This is a genomic window from Nocardioides abyssi (genome assembly GCF_030412915.1).
GTDB classification, from domain to species: Bacteria; Actinomycetota; Actinomycetes; order Propionibacteriales; family Nocardioidaceae; genus Nocardioides; species Nocardioides abyssi.
The window spans coordinates 42,575-56,261 of the sequence record NZ_JAUHJR010000010.1 but is presented as its reverse complement, the minus strand read 5'-3'; the positions used below and the strand labels follow the sequence as shown (position 1 = coordinate 56,261).

The window sequence follows — 13,687 nt, the reverse complement described above, 5'->3', positions numbered from 1 at the left end:
GCCGCTGGGGTGCTCGAGCCACAGCCCGGCCGGCCCGATCGGCCGGGGCTACTTCGTCGGGTCGTGGCCCCAGTTCATCAACGAGTAGCGCCAGTCGCTGTGCTCGACGTCGCTGCTCGGCCCCTGGGCGAGATGGCGGTGGACGTAGCCGACGACCTTGCGCATGTGCGCGACGTCGTCGTCGGACAGGTCTCCCTTGTTGGTGCGCAGGATCTCGATGATCCGCCTGCCGGAGCGGTGGCCGGTGGACTCGCTGTCGCCACCCGACTTCTGCCCGACGGCCTGGGACTCGTCGGTGTCGAGCCACGTCTCGACCTCCGAGGCGGTCATGTTGACCGCCTCCTTCCAGTCGTCCCAGACGTCGTCGAGGCCGTCGGCGGTCATCGCTGCACCTGGGTGATCGAGCCGACCGGGCCGAGGGTCTTGCCGAAGTCGGCGTCGTCGTCGCCGGCCTGGCTGTCGACGCCGAGGCAGACGAGCAGCACGACGCCGATGAGGGCGACCGCGGAGATGCCGTGCACGGCCATCGCGGCGGTCGGGATGCGGTCCTCGACGGTGTGCTCGGCGTCCTTGCGGCCGCGCAGCGTGCGCACGATCAGGACGTCGCCGATGGCGGCGCCGAGCACCAGCACGACCAGCGTCGTCCACGCCAGCGACTGCTGGCCGGCGGCGAGGTAGGCGATCCACAGCGCCAGGCCCGCGAGCCCGAAGAGCGGGTGCACGAACAGCGCCAGCGGCGGCAGCTTCGAGGGAAGCTGCCCGGGCTCGGCGGTCGCGCGCGACCGGGCCGCGCCGAGGGTGAAGCTGAACATGTAGGCCCCGCCGAACGCGGTCACCGCCCACAGTCCCAGCACCAGCTGTGCCATCTCGTGTCCTCCTGGGGAGCGTCGTACCGTCCCCTGCGAGGTGCCCACCCCGCGCCCCGACACACGCCGGACGAGACCCCAGTGGTTGACGCCACCCGGGTGGGTGGGGTTCCAGACCAGGTGTCCAGACCTCCGGCGCCACCGCGTCACCGGGCGGGCGGCGGGCTCGTTGAGGGAGCCGTGGACCCCCGCTCCTCGCGCTCCGCGCTGCCCGACGTGCCCGGCTGGTGGGACCTCGTGCTGGTCGCGCTCGGGCTGGCGTCGACGGCGGTCTTCGGGTGGGTGCTCACGGTCCTGTGGACCGGCGGCACGCTCCCGTTCACCCCGTGGGAGGTCGCCGGTCGCCCGCTGCTGGCGGTCGCCGCGTTCGGGCTGCTCGCCCCCGCGCAGGGCGTCGCGACGTACGTCGCCGCGCGCCTGCTCACCCTCCTCGTCTGGCGCTCGGGCTCGGCGTGGTCGCGCTCGGGCACGCCGGCCACCGGGCCCGCCGCAGGCCCGGTGGGCGGGCAGTACCCCGCCTGACCCCTGCGCCTAGCCTCGGTGCCCGTGACGGACCACGAGCACCTCGTCGAGATCGGCAGCGACGACCTGCACCTGGGCGTCGCGCCGCTCGGCGCCCGCGTCCACCGCATGCGGGTGCGCGACGGCGACGGCGCCTGGCGCGAGGTGGTGCTGGGGCTGCCGCGGGTGGCCGACCACCTCCAGGACGACGCCTACCTGGGTGCGACCGTCGGGCGCTACGCCAACCGCGTCGCGCACGGCGAGCTGGTCGTCGACGGCACGACCCACCGACTGCCGCGCAACGACCGCGGCCACACGCTGCACGGCGGCCCCGACGGGTTCGACCGCCGCACCTGGACCGTCGTCGAGGCGCACCCCGCCGCCGTCGAGCTGGAGCTGGTCAGCCCCGACGGCGACCAGGGCTTCCCCGGGACGGTGACGGTCCGGGCCCGCTACGAGGTCGCCGGCCGCACGCTGCGCACGTCGTACGCCGCCACGACCGACGCGCCGACCGTGGTCTCGCTGTCGAGCCACGCCTACTACCGCCTCGGCGGGGCGGACCTGCCCGGGCACGAGCTCGTCCTGCACGCCGACGCCTACCTCCCGGTCGTGGACGGCGTGCCGACGGGCGAGGTCGCCGACGTGGCCGGCACGCCCCTCGACCTGCGGGCCGGCGCGCGACCGCCGGCCGACCTCGACCACCCGTTCGTGGTGCGTGGCTGCGGGCCGGGCGACGGCGCCTGGGCGCCGGGCGGGCCGCTGCGGGAGGTCGCCGAGCTGCGCGGGCACGGGCTCGTGCTGAGGCTGCGCAGCGACCAGCCGGGCGTGCAGGTCTACACGGGCGGGGCCTTCAGCGGCCGCTTCCACGCCCCCGGCGCGGGCGTCGCGATCGAGCCGCAGCTGCACCCCGACAGCCCGCACCACCCGGGGTGGCCGTCGGCCGTCCTGCGCCCGGGCGAGACCTACCGCTGGACCTCGGAGACCACGATCTCACCGGACCGTTGACTTTAGTTCGAGTGTCGTACTTAATAGCCGGGTGACCCTCGTCCTCGGCGTCGACACCTCGACCCAGTCCACCAAGGCGCTGCTCGTCGACGCCGCCGACGGCACCGTCGTCGACAGCCGTTCGGTCCCCCACCCCGCCGGCACCGAGGTCGACCCGCGCGCCTGGTCCGCGGCGTACGACGAGGCGGTGGCCGGCCTCGACGGCGGCCGCGGCGCCGGGCGGGCCGAGGCGGTCGCGATCGGCGGCCAGCAGCACGGGATGGTGACGCTCGACGAGGCCGGCGAGCCGGTCCGCGACGCGCTGTTGTGGAACGACACCCGCTCCGCCGCCGCAGCCGCCGAGCTGATCGCCGAGATGGGCGGTCCGCAGGCGTGCGCCGACGCGGTCGGCAGCGTGCTGGTCGCGTCGTTCACCTCCACCAAGCTGCGCTGGCTGCGCGACCACGAGCCCGACCACGCCGCCCGGGTCGCCCGGGTCCTGCTCCCCCACGACTACCTCTCCGCCCACGTCGCGGCGCCGGGCACCGAGCCGTTCACCGACCGCGGCGACGCGTCCGGCACCGGCTACTTCGCGACCGCCGAGGGCACCTGGCGCCCCGACCTCGCCGAGGCCGCGCTCGGCCGGCCCTTCGCGCTCCCCCGCCTCGTCGCCCCCGGCACGGCCGCGGGCGAGACCACCACCGGTGCCGTGCTCGCCGGCGGCACCGGTGACAACGCGGCCGCTGCGCTCGGCCTCGGCCTCGAGACCGGGGACGTGCTCATCTCGATCGGCACGTCCGGCGTGGCCTGCGCGGTCAGCCCGGTGCCCGTGGCCGACGGCAGCGGCGCGGTGGCCGGGTTCGCCGACGCCCACGACGGCTTCCTCCCCCTCGTCGCGACCGTCAACGCCGCGCAGATCCTGGACCTGCAGGCCCGCTGGCTCGGCGTCGACCACGCCGGCCTCGCCGACCTCGCCCTCGCGGCGCCCGCCGGCGCGAACGGCGTCACGCTGCTGCCCTACTACGGCGGCGAGCGCACCCCCAACCGGCCCCACGCCACCGGCACCTGGGCGGGCCTGACCCCGCGCACCACCCGCGAGGACCTCGCCCGCGCCGCCTTCGAGGCGCTGCTGTGCTCGCTGGCCGACGCCGTCGACCACCTCGTCGCCGCCATGGGCCAGCAGCCGCGCCGCATCCTCATGGTCGGCGGTGCCACCCGCTCGCCTGCCGTGCGCGCGCTCGCCCCGGCCGTCCTCGGCCAACCCGTCGTCCTGCCCCCGGCCGGGGAGTACGTCGCGCTCGGCGCCGCCCGGCAGGCCGCCTGGGCCCTGACCGGCGAGCTGCCGGCCTGGACCCTCGCCGACGCCGCGACCTCCGAGGCCGACCCGACCCCCGACGTACGCGCCCGCTACGCCGAGCTCCGCGACCGCACCTGACCTCCCTCCTCCGACCAGCTCCGACCAGCTCCGACCCAGCTCCGACCCGGCTCCGACCTCACCCACCCCCTCGGAAGGCATCCCCATGAGCATCGAGATCCCCACCCCCACCCCGGAGGACAAGTTCTCCTTCGGCCTCTGGACCGTCGGCTGGCAGGGCGTCGACCCCTTCGGCGGCGCGACCCGCCCGCCGATGGACACCGTCCACGCGCTGGAGAAGCTCGCCGAGCTCGGCGCCTACGGCGTGAACTTCCACGACGACGACGTCATCCCCTTCGGCAGCGACGACGCGACCCGCCAGCAGATCATCGACCGGTTCAAGAAGGGCCTGGCCGACACCGGCCTGGTCGTCACGACCGCGACGACCAACCTCTTCAGCCACCCGGTCTTCAAGGCCGGCGGCTTCACCAACAACGACCGCGACATCCGCCGCTTCGCGATCCGCAAGGTCATGCGCAACGTCGACCTCGCCGCCGAGCTCGGCGCCAAGGTCTACGTCGCCTGGGGCGGCCGCGAGGGCGCGGAGTACGGCGCGTCGCAGGACACCGCCGTCGCGCTGGACCGGATGAAGGAGGCCTTCGACGTGCTCGGCCAGTACGTCGTCGACCAGGGCTACGACCTGCGCTTCGCCATCGAGCCCAAGCCCAACGAGCCCCGCGGCGACATCCTGCTCCCGACGATCGGCCACGCGCTGGCCTTCATCAACGAGCTGGAGCGCCCCGAGCTGGTCGGCGTGAACCCGGAGATCGGGCACGAGGAGATGGCCGGCATGAACGCCGCCGCGGGCTACGCCCAGGCGATGTGGGCCGGCAAGCTCTACCACATCGACCTCAACGGCCAGAACGGTCCGAAGTACGACCAGGACCTCCGCTTCGGCGCCGGCAACGTCCGCGGCGCCTTCTGGGTCGTCGACGCGCTGCTGGCCGGCGGCTACGACGGTCCGGTGCACTTCGACTACAAGCCCGCCCGCATCGAGGACGAGGCCGGCGTGTGGGTCTCGGCCGCGGCCAACATGCGCAACTACCTCATCCTGCGCGAGAAGGTGAAGGCGTTCCGCGCCGACCCCGAGGTGCAGGAGGCGCTCGCCGCGGCCAAGCTGCCCGAGCTCGCGCAGCCGTCGCTCGGCGAGGGCGAGGGCTGGCAGGGCCTCCTCGAGTGGGACCTCCCGGACCCCGAGGTCCTCGCGCAGCAGGGCGCCGCGACCGAGCACCTCGACCAGCTCGCGCTCGAGCACCTGTACGGCGTGCGCTGACCGCCCGGTCGGCCACTCCTGCACTGATGAGCACCACCGGGCAGCTGCGCCGCGCCAACACCGCGGCCGTGCTGCAGTCGCTGCGCCGGCTCGGACCCGCCTCGCGGGCCGGGCTGGCGCAGCGCACCGGGCTGGCCAAGGCCACGGTCGGCGCGATCGTCGCCGACCTCGAGGCCGCCGGGGCCGTCGTCGAGTCCACCCTCGAGGACGTCCCGGCGGCCCCGGCCGCCCCCTCCCGGGGGCGCCCCAGCAAGCCCCTCTCGCTCCGCCCCGGCTCCCACGTCGGCCTGGGTCTGGAGCTCAACGTCGACTACGTCTCCGCCGTCGTCGTCGACCTCGCCGGCACCGTGCTGACCAGCGAGTCGCGCCCGGCCGGCGCCGACCGCGTCGCCGTGCTCCTCGCGCTGGCCGCCGAGGTCCGCGCCGCCCACCCGGGCGCGCTGCTCGGCACCACCGTCGCCGTCCCGGCGCTCGTCCGCGACGACGACCGCACCGTCGCGTGGGCGCCCAACCTGCCGCTGCGCGGCGACGCGCTCGTCGCCGAGGTCGCCGCAGCGCTGGCGTGCCCCACCGACGACGTCCGCGTCGTCAACGACGCCAACTGCGCGGCGTACGCCGAGGCGCACCACGGCGCCGCCCGCGGCGTCGACCACGCGCTCTACCTGACCGGGACCGTCGGCATCGGCGCCGGCATCGTCGTCGGCGGCCAGCTCGTGCAGGGCGGCGCCGGGTTCGCCGGCGAGGTCGGCCACATGCCGGTCGGCGACCCGACCGCCCCGTGCGGCTGTGGCCGCCGCGGCTGCTGGGAGGCCTCGATCGGCCTGCTGGCCGTGCTCGACGCCCTCGGCATGGCCGAGCTCGACACCCCGCTCACCACCGCCGCTGCCGTCGCCGCCCGCGCCGCCGACGACCCGGCCGCCCGCGCCACGCTCGAGCGGGTCGGTGAGGACCTCGGCCTCGGGCTCGCGATCCTCACCGGCGTCCTCGACCCGGCCGTCGTCGTGCTCGGTGGCTACTTCGTGCCGCTGGGCGACCTCGTCCTCGGCCCCGCCCGCCGCGTGCTCGACGCCCGGCTCGCCTCCGACGTCCAGGTCCGCCCCGAGCTGCGGCTCGGCACCCTCGACCTGCGCGCCGCGGCGCTCGGCGCCGCCGAGCACTCGCTGGCCCGCGTGCTGACCGGCGCCGCCGACCTCCCGGTCCCCCTGCCGGGGTAGTCACGGACGTCCCCGACCTCCGCCGGGGTAGTCACGGACGTTTCCGACCGTTACTACCCCGCGAGCCGGGCGCCGACGTCGACGAGGGCCGTGCCGAGGGCGGCGACGGGGTCGGCGAAGAGGGGCTCGAGGGCGATCTCGGCCGCGCCGAGCAGCACCGAGTCCGAGCCGAGGCCCGGCAGCGAGAGGGTGACGGACTCCAACGGGGCCGGGAGCGCCCGCTCGGCGAGCGCGTCGTCGACCTCGTGGCGGACCAGGGCGTAGAGCGAGCTGAGGTAGCCGCCGAGCACCACGAGCCGCGGGTTGAACGCGTTGACGATCGAGGCCAGGCCGTAGCCCAGCGCCTTGCCGGTGGCGCCGAGCGCGCGGTGGGGGCCGGCGTACTCGTCCAGGACGTCGCCGAGGGTGACCACGTCGGACTCCGGGCAGCCGATGGCGGCGGCGATCGCGTGCGCGCCGACCTCGGTCTCCCAGCAGCCGATGTTGCCGCAGTGGCACAGCCGCCCCTCGGGCGCGAACGGCAGGTGGCCGACCTCGCCGGCGTACCCGCCCGCGCCCTCGAGCCGCACCCCGCCGGTGATCACGCCGGCGCCGACGCCGACGTTGCCGGAGATGTAGATGAGGTCGTCGATCCCGACGCCCGCGCCGCGACGGTGCTCGGCGAGCGCGCCGAGGTCGGCGTCGTTGGCGAGCTGGACGGGTACGTCGACACCGAGCGCTGCGAGGACGATCGCGCCGAAGGAGACGTCCTGCCACTCCAGGTTCGGAGCGAGCCGCACCAGCCCGTCGCTGCGGCGCACCAGGCCGGGGACGCTGATGCCGACGCCGAGCAGCGGCGCGGCCGCCGGGGCGCCCTCGACCACCCGGCGGATGAGGCCGGCGACGGTCGAGCCGACCTGCCAGGCCTCGCCGCCGCCGACGGGGATCGGCGCGGCCGCCCGCTCGACGACCTCGCCGCCGAGGGCGACCCGGGCGACGACCGCGCGGTCCACGCCGAGGTCGACCGCGACGACGTACGGACCGACCCCGGCCAGCCGCACCCCCGCCGAGGGCCGGCCGGCGCCCGAGCGGACGCCGCTCGGCACCGTCTGCTCGACGACGCCCAGCGACTCCAGCTCGAGCACCAGGTCGGCGATCGTGCTGCGGTTGAGGCCCATGAGCGCGGTCAGCTGGGCCCGGGAGATCTGCCCCGCGCCGTGGACGTGCCGCAGCACCGTGCCGAGGTTGTGCCGTCGCACCGCCTCCTGGTTGGTCCCGAGGCCGCGCCGCTGCGCCGTCACCTCGGCCCTAGACGCCGGCCGCGGAGCGGCGGCGCCGCGAGACGGCGTCGACGCTGGCGGCCAGGAGCAGGACGCCGCCGGTGACGAGGAAGTTGATGTAGCTGGCCTGGTTCAGCAGGCCCAGGCCGTTGGGGATCGTCGCGATCACCAGGCCGCCGACCACGGCGTCGATCGCGCGACCCCGGCCGCCGAAGAGGCTGGTGCCGCCGATGACGGCCGCGCCGACGGCGTACAGCAGGACGTTGCCGCCGCCGGAGCCCGGCGAGACCTTGCCGGTGTACGACGCGGCGAGCAGGCCGCTGACCGCCGCCATCGAGGAGGCGATGACGAAGGCGGTGATCTTGATCCGCGTGACGTTGATGCCGGCCCGGCGGGCGGCCTCGGCGTTGCCACCGACGGCGTACAGGTGGCGCCCGAAGCGGGTGCGGGTGAGCACGAAGGTCCAGAAGAGCAGCAGCGCGATGACGACCGGCGCCACCCACGGGATGCCCGCGATCGTGAAGATGTCGGGGTTCGGAGCGCGGTTGGCGCTGAGCAGGGCGGTGAGGCCGAGGACGATCGCGGCGAGCACGGCGACCTGGACGAGCACCAGCGCGAGCGGCTTGTGGACCAGGCCGCGGGTGGCGCGGGTGCGGTACTGGAAGAGCTGCACCGCCGCGAAGCCGATCACGATGAGCACCGCCGCGATCCAGCCCGCGGTGACCGGCACGTTCTTGATCGACAGGCCGCGCAGGACCTCGTTGTCGAAGCGCAGCGAGCCGCCGGAGCCGATCAGCTTGAGCGGCACCGCCTGGAGCGCGAGGAAGAAGGCCAGGGTCACGACGAACGACGGGATGCCGAGCAACGTCACCAGCGAGCCGATCGCCAGGCCGATGAGGGCGCCGATCGCGATGCCGGCGAGCGCCGCGGCCCACCAGGTCCAGCCGTGGTCGATCATCACCAGCGCGGTGATCGTCGCCGAGGCGCCGCCCGCGACGCCGGCGGACAGGTCGATCTCGCCGAGGAGCAGGACGAAGACCAGGCCCATCGCGAGGACGCAGATGGAGCCGGCCTGCACGACCAGGTTGGCCATGTTGTACGTCGTGAGGAACCGGTCGTGCAGCGAGCTGAACACCACGAACAGCACGACCAGGCCCAGGATCGCCGGCAGCGAGCCCATGTCGCCGCCGCGCAGCCGGTTGAGGTACTCGCGGGCGGCGTCGCCGATGGTGGCCGCCTGCCGGTTGTCGTTGTCGAAGCCGTGCGCCGCCGACTGCTGGTCGGTGGTCTCGGTCTGCAGGGTCATCTCTTCGTCCTCAGATCGTGGCGGTGGCGACGTTGGTGATGCCGAGGTCACCGGAGCGGCCGGCGGTGATCAGCTCGACGACCTGGCTGTGGGTCAGGTCCTTGGCCGGTACGTCGGCCGCGACCCGCCCGAGGTAGAGCGCGGTGATCCGGTCGGCGACCTCGAACACGTCGGTCATGTTGTGCGAGATCAGCACGACCCCGAGGCCACGGTCGGCCAGGCGGCGTACCAGGTCGAGGACCTGGCGGGTCTGCGCGACGCCGAGCGCGGCGGTCGGCTCGTCGAGCAGGACGATCTTGGAGTTCCACAGCACGGCCTTGGCGATGGCCACGGTCTGCCGCTGGCCGCCGGACAGGCTGGCGACGCCCTGGCGCACCGACTTCACCGTGCGCACCGAGAGCGAGGCGAGGGTCTCGCGGGCGCGGGCCTCCATGGTGACCTCGTCGAGTCCGATGCCGCGGGTCTCCTCGCGGCCGAGGAACATGTTCTCGACGATGTCGAGGTTGTCGCACAGCGCGAGGTCCTGGTAGACGACCTCCACCCCGAGGGCCGCGACGTCGCGCGGGCCGTGGACCGTGACGTCCTGGCCGTCGAAGACGTAGTCACCGCTGTCGCGGCCGTAGATGCCGGCGATGATCTTGACCAGCGTCGACTTGCCGGCGCCGTTGTCGCCGACGAGCGCGGTGACCTGGCCCGGGTAGACCGCGAAGTCCACGTCGTGGAGGACGTGCACGGCGCCGAAGCTCTTGTTGACCCCGCGCAGCTCGAGCAGCGGTTGAGTCATGGAGTCCTACTCCCTCGGATTTGTTGTGCGGGTGAACGAAAGGCGCCCGGGCCGCGTGCGGCCCGGGCGCCGATCAGGTGAGGTCCGACGGGTCAGACCTCGGGCGTTGCTCGGGTTGCTCGGGACGGCTCAGGAGATGCCGGCGTCGGCGCAGAGCTTCTCGAACTTGCCGGTGCAGACGTCCTCGACCTTCTGGCCGCCGTCGTCGATCACGTCGCCGACGTTGTCCTTGGTGATGGACTGCGGCTCGAGCAGGATCGACGGCACGTCGCGGCCGCCCTCGGAGTCGGTCGTCGTGCCGGTGGTCTCGGCCTCCTCGCCGTTGACCAGCGCGATCGCGGCCTCGGCGAGCGCCGCGGCCTCCTGCTTGGCGGACTTGTAGACCGTCATGCACTGGGTGCCGGCGAGGACGTTCTGCAGGCCCTCGACCGTGGCGTCCTGGCCGGTGACCGGGACCTTGCCGGCCTGGCCGTTGCCCTCGAGGATGCCGATCGCGGCACCGGCGAGGCCGTCGTTGGCGGCGAGGACGCCGTCGACCTTGCCGTCGGCGGCGGTGTAGAGCTGCTGGAAGATCGTCGCCGCCTCCTCGTTGTCCCACTCGGGGACGGCCTGCTCGCCGACGTTCTTGTAGCTGCTGATCCCGTCGAGCACGCTGTGCGCGCCCTCGGCGAACAGCGTCGCGTTGTTGTCGGTGGGCGAGCCGTTGAGGAAGACCACGTTGGCGGCCTTCTCGCCGAGGCAGTCCGCGAGGCCCTGGCCCTGCAGCTCGCCGACGACGGTGTTGTCGAAGGAGACGTAGTACTCCGCCGAGCCGCCCAGGGTCAGGCGGTCGTAGTCGATGGTGGCGACGCCCTGCGAGGCGGCCTTCTCCTGGATGGCCGCGCCCGACTCGGAGTCGAGGTTGACGATCGCGAGGACGGTGACGCCGTTGCCGATCATCGTGTCGGCGATCTGGGTCATCCGCTCCGCGTCGCCCTCGGCGTTCTGGATGTCGTACTCGACGCCGGCCTCGTCGAAGGCGGCCGCGAGGGCCGGGCGGTCCGCGCTCTCCCACCGCACCGAGGACTCGGTGTCGGGGAGGATGACGCCGATCTTGCCGTCGGCGCTGCTGCTCGAGCTGCTGCTGCTGTCGTCGGCGCTGTCGCCACCGTCGTCCGACCCGCAGGCCGAGACCGTCAGGGCCAGCCCCATCAGGGCCGCCATGGCCAGGCTGTGCTTCCGCTTCACGCGATCCGCCTCCTTGAGCGATCGTCCGCGCCCGCTCTACCGACTCCCGGAGGCATCACGCGTTTGTTGTGCGGCACAACATATGCATGTGACGACGCCCACGTCCAGAGGTGACGGCGCGATGGTCCGGACGTTTCCAAACCGTTACTTGACGCCGCTGTGGGCGCGACGACCTTGCGCCCCGTCGCCGACGGGGCGCTTGGCGCGCGCAGGGGTGGGGCGGGCGGGCCGCTCAGCCGCGCCGAGCGGGCTGCGGGGTGAGCGATCGGGTGAGCGACCCGGCCAGCGAGGCGGCGTCGTCGACCTGGACGAGCAGCTCGTCGTACCGCTGGCCGTCGAGGCGCACGCGCAGGGCGGGCCGGCCGGGGCGGACGTCGACCAGGCGACGGCCGGCGCCGCGCCAGGTGCCGATGAACCGGTGGCCCGGCACCGCGTAACCGGGGGCCCGGACGCCGCGGATCGCGTCGCGGCCGTCGGCGACCACGTCGGCGGACACGACCGACGAGAGCGGAACGTCGAGGTCGCGCAGCAACCCGAGGACCTTCTCGGCGCGGGTGAGGCGGAGGGAGAGGACGTCGTCGTGGATGGTCAGCGTGGCCATGGCGGGATTGTCCCGGAGCCTCACCGCGCGGCTCCACTCGCTTTGCCGAACAGGTCGAGACCAGTGTCGCCGCGGGGCTTCGGGTCAGCGCCGGGGCGCCCGGAGGCGGAAGCGCGTGCGCTCGAGCGGCACGACCTCCTTGGTCCAGCCGTCGGTGGTGACGAGGCGCGCGCGCAGGACGAACCGCCCCGGCCGGGTGGCCGCGCGGCACAGCCGGTAGCGGCGCTTGCCGGTCGCCGGCTCGCTCTCGGCGTGGAGCAGGTCGCTGGCGACCGCCTCGCCGGAGGGGTCCACCACGGTGACCTCGAGGCTCCACGACTCGGTCGGCACCTCGACCCCGTAGCGGTAGGTGTAGGCCCGGCACCCGTCGTGGAGCGTCCCGCTGCGGCCCTTCGTCCAGCCCGAGGCGCCCGACCCGTCGTCCGCGGAAACGGTGGTCGCACCGGCGGGGGCGGCGTGCGCCGCGAGGACGAGCACGAGCGCGGGCACGAGCGCTGGCACGAGCGCGCGGAGGGACCGGGTCACGACCGGAGAAACGACGCCGGGGGCGGTCGGTCACGCGACGTACTCTCGAGGGGGTGAGCGTCGCACCCTCCTCCCTGTCCGGCTCGACCGTCCGTCTCGGCCACCGGTTCGCCGACGAGCTGCCCGACCTGGCGGTGCCGTGGCAGGCCGCCGAGGCGCCCGAGCCCCGGCTGCTCGCCCTCGACGAGGAGCTGGCCACCGAGCTCGACCTCGACGCCGACTGGCTGCGCAGCCCCGACGGGCTCGGCCTGCTGACCGGCACCCGCGTGCCCGAGGGCGCGCGGACCGTGGCGCAGGCCTACTCGGGCCACCAGTTCGGCGGCTTCTCCCCGCGGCTCGGCGACGGCCGCGCGCTGCTGCTCGGCGAGCTGGCGATGCCCGACGGAAGCCTGCGCGACCTGCACCTCAAGGGCTCGGGCCGCACGCCGTTCGCGCGCGGCGGCGACGGGCTCGCGGCCGTCGGGCCGATGCTGCGCGAGCACGTCGTCGCGACCGCGATGCACGCGTTGGGCATCCCGACGACCCGCTCGCTCGCGGTCGTCGCGACCGGGCGGAAGGTGCAGCGCGAGACCGTGCTGCCCGGGGCCGTGCTGGCGCGGGTCGCCTCGAGCCACCTGCGGGTCGGCACGGTGCAGTACGCCCGGGCGACCGGCGACACCGAGCTGCTCCGGCGGCTGGTCGACCACGCGATCGACCGGCACCACCCGGCGGCGGCGCGGGACGCGGAGGCGCCGTACGTCGCGTTCCTGGCCGCCGTCGTCGACGTGCAGGCGCGGCTGGTGGCGCAGTGGATGGCCGTCGGCTTCGTCCACGGCGTGATGAACACCGACAACATGACGCTCTCGGGCGAGACGATCGACTACGGGCCGTGCGCGTTCATGGAGGCCTTCGACCCCACGACGGTCTTCAGCTCGATCGACGAGGGCGGCCGCTACGCCTACGGCAACCAGCCGGTCGTCGCGGAGTGGAACCTCGCCCGGCTGGCCGAGGCGCTGCTGCCGCTGCTCGACGAGTCCGAGGACCGCGCGATCGAGGTCGCCACCGAGGCGCTGGGGGCGTTCCGCACGACCTACAGCGCGGCCTTCACCGACCAGATGCGGCGCAAGACCGGCCTGCCCGAGGGGCTGGCCGACGACGTGCTGGTGCCGCTGGTCGACGAGCTGTTCCCGATCCTGCGGTCCGGCCACGTCGACTGGACGACGTTCTTCCGCGCGCTCTCGTCGGCCGCCCGCGGCGACGCCGAGCCCGTGCGTGGCCTGGTGCTCGACCTGCGCCCGCTCGACGACTGGCTCGAGCGGTGGCGCGCGCTCGGCCCCGACGCCGACGCGATGGACCGGGTCAACCCCGTCTACGTCCCCCGCAACCACCTGGTCGAGGAGGCGCTGGACGCCGCCACCGCCGGTGACCTCGGCCCGGTCGAGCGGCTGGTGGACGTGCTGCGCTCGCCGTACGACGAGCGGCCCGGCCTCGCGGCGTACGCCGCCCCCGCCCCGCCCGACTTCGGCGCCTACACGACGTACTGCGGGACCTGAGGCGGGCGGCCCGAAGTTTCGTCGGCTGGCCGATGAAACTGCCGGTGGGCCGATGAAGTTTCATCGGCCCACCGTGAGGTTCAGCGGCTGGCCGATGAACCTCACGGCTGCGGGGCGAACGGCCGAACTGCCCCGCGCAGCGGCCGTCGGTTCATCCAGGTATGCAGCCGAACCGTCACTCCCCCGTGTGAGCTCACCGTG

At 74.3% G+C, this 13,687-nt stretch carries 14 protein-coding genes; 6 read left to right on the top strand and 8 right to left on the bottom strand.

The genetic code is table 11. The features are described 5' to 3' along the window. Window positions 1-48: 48 nt before the first annotated feature. Together QWY29_RS17960 and QWY29_RS17955 are read right to left on the bottom strand one after the other, a co-directional pair. Complete coding sequence (locus QWY29_RS17960; RefSeq protein WP_300962525.1) at window positions 49-384, bottom strand: DUF3140 domain-containing protein; 336 nt, start codon at window positions 382-384, stop codon at window positions 49-51. Further along, window positions 381-866, bottom strand: a complete 486-nt coding sequence (locus tag QWY29_RS17955) for a hypothetical protein (RefSeq protein ID WP_300962524.1) — start codon at window positions 864-866, stop codon at window positions 381-383. Before QWY29_RS17955 ends, QWY29_RS17960 begins: the two co-directional genes overlap by 4 nt. 180 nt (window positions 867-1,046) lie before the next feature. Between QWY29_RS17955 and QWY29_RS17950 the strand changes: the two genes are divergently transcribed. From QWY29_RS17950 to QWY29_RS17930, 5 genes are all read left to right on the top strand, one after another. After that, window positions 1,047-1,388: a hypothetical protein gene (locus tag QWY29_RS17950; RefSeq protein ID WP_300962523.1), complete on the top strand. Its 342-nt coding sequence runs from the start codon at window positions 1,047-1,049 to the stop codon at window positions 1,386-1,388. Between the two features lie 24 nt (window positions 1,389-1,412). Beyond that, window positions 1,413-2,372 carry an aldose epimerase family protein gene (locus QWY29_RS17945; protein ID WP_300962522.1) on the top strand — a complete coding sequence of 320 codons (960 nt, stop codon included), beginning with the start codon at window positions 1,413-1,415 and terminating at the stop codon, window positions 2,370-2,372. 31 nt (window positions 2,373-2,403) lie between these two features. Then, the gene (gene xylB / locus QWY29_RS17940) at window positions 2,404-3,786 is read left to right on the top strand and encodes a xylulokinase (RefSeq protein ID WP_300962518.1); all 1,383 of its coding nucleotides are present in this window, start codon (window positions 2,404-2,406) and stop codon (window positions 3,784-3,786) included. A gap of 85 nt (window positions 3,787-3,871) precedes the next feature. Next, window positions 3,872-5,038, top strand: a complete 1,167-nt coding sequence (xylA, locus tag QWY29_RS17935; RefSeq protein ID WP_300962517.1) for a xylose isomerase — start codon at window positions 3,872-3,874, stop codon at window positions 5,036-5,038. Window positions 5,039-5,064: 26 nt separating this feature from the next. Next, window positions 5,065-6,252, top strand: coding sequence for an ROK family protein (locus QWY29_RS17930; protein WP_300962516.1), 1,188 nt, complete (start codon window positions 5,065-5,067; stop codon window positions 6,250-6,252). Window positions 6,253-6,305: 53 nt separating this feature from the next. On the opposite strand, the gene QWY29_RS17925 is transcribed toward QWY29_RS17930, so the two are convergent. The 6 genes from QWY29_RS17925 to QWY29_RS17900 form a co-directional block, all read right to left on the bottom strand. After that, on the bottom strand, window positions 6,306-7,532 hold the full coding sequence (locus tag QWY29_RS17925; RefSeq protein WP_300962514.1) for an ROK family protein: 1,227 nt from the start codon (window positions 7,530-7,532) through the stop codon (window positions 6,306-6,308). 7 nt (window positions 7,533-7,539) lie between these two features. Then, window positions 7,540-8,817, bottom strand: coding sequence for a sugar ABC transporter permease (locus QWY29_RS17920; RefSeq protein WP_300962512.1), 1,278 nt, complete (start codon window positions 8,815-8,817; stop codon window positions 7,540-7,542). 10 nt (window positions 8,818-8,827) lie between these two features. Continuing rightward, a complete protein-coding gene (locus QWY29_RS17915; RefSeq protein ID WP_300962510.1) occupies window positions 8,828-9,601 on the bottom strand; it encodes an ATP-binding cassette domain-containing protein in 774 nt (257 codons plus the stop codon). A gap of 129 nt (window positions 9,602-9,730) precedes the next feature. After that, complete coding sequence (locus tag QWY29_RS17910; protein WP_300962509.1) at window positions 9,731-10,828, bottom strand: sugar ABC transporter substrate-binding protein; 1,098 nt, start codon at window positions 10,826-10,828, stop codon at window positions 9,731-9,733. 232 nt (window positions 10,829-11,060) lie between these two features. Further along, the gene (locus tag QWY29_RS17905) at window positions 11,061-11,429 is read right to left on the bottom strand and encodes a hypothetical protein (RefSeq protein ID WP_300962508.1); all 369 of its coding nucleotides are present in this window, start codon (window positions 11,427-11,429) and stop codon (window positions 11,061-11,063) included. 84 nt (window positions 11,430-11,513) lie between these two features. Continuing rightward, on the bottom strand, window positions 11,514-11,954 hold the full coding sequence (locus QWY29_RS17900; RefSeq protein ID WP_300962507.1) for a hypothetical protein: 441 nt from the start codon (window positions 11,952-11,954) through the stop codon (window positions 11,514-11,516). A 53-nt stretch (window positions 11,955-12,007) separates the two neighbouring features. Between QWY29_RS17900 and QWY29_RS17895 the strand changes: the two genes are divergently transcribed. Beyond that, a complete protein-coding gene (locus tag QWY29_RS17895) occupies window positions 12,008-13,486 on the top strand; it encodes a protein adenylyltransferase SelO (RefSeq protein WP_300962506.1) in 1,479 nt (492 codons plus the stop codon). The last annotated feature ends 201 nt before the right edge of the window (window positions 13,487-13,687 follow it).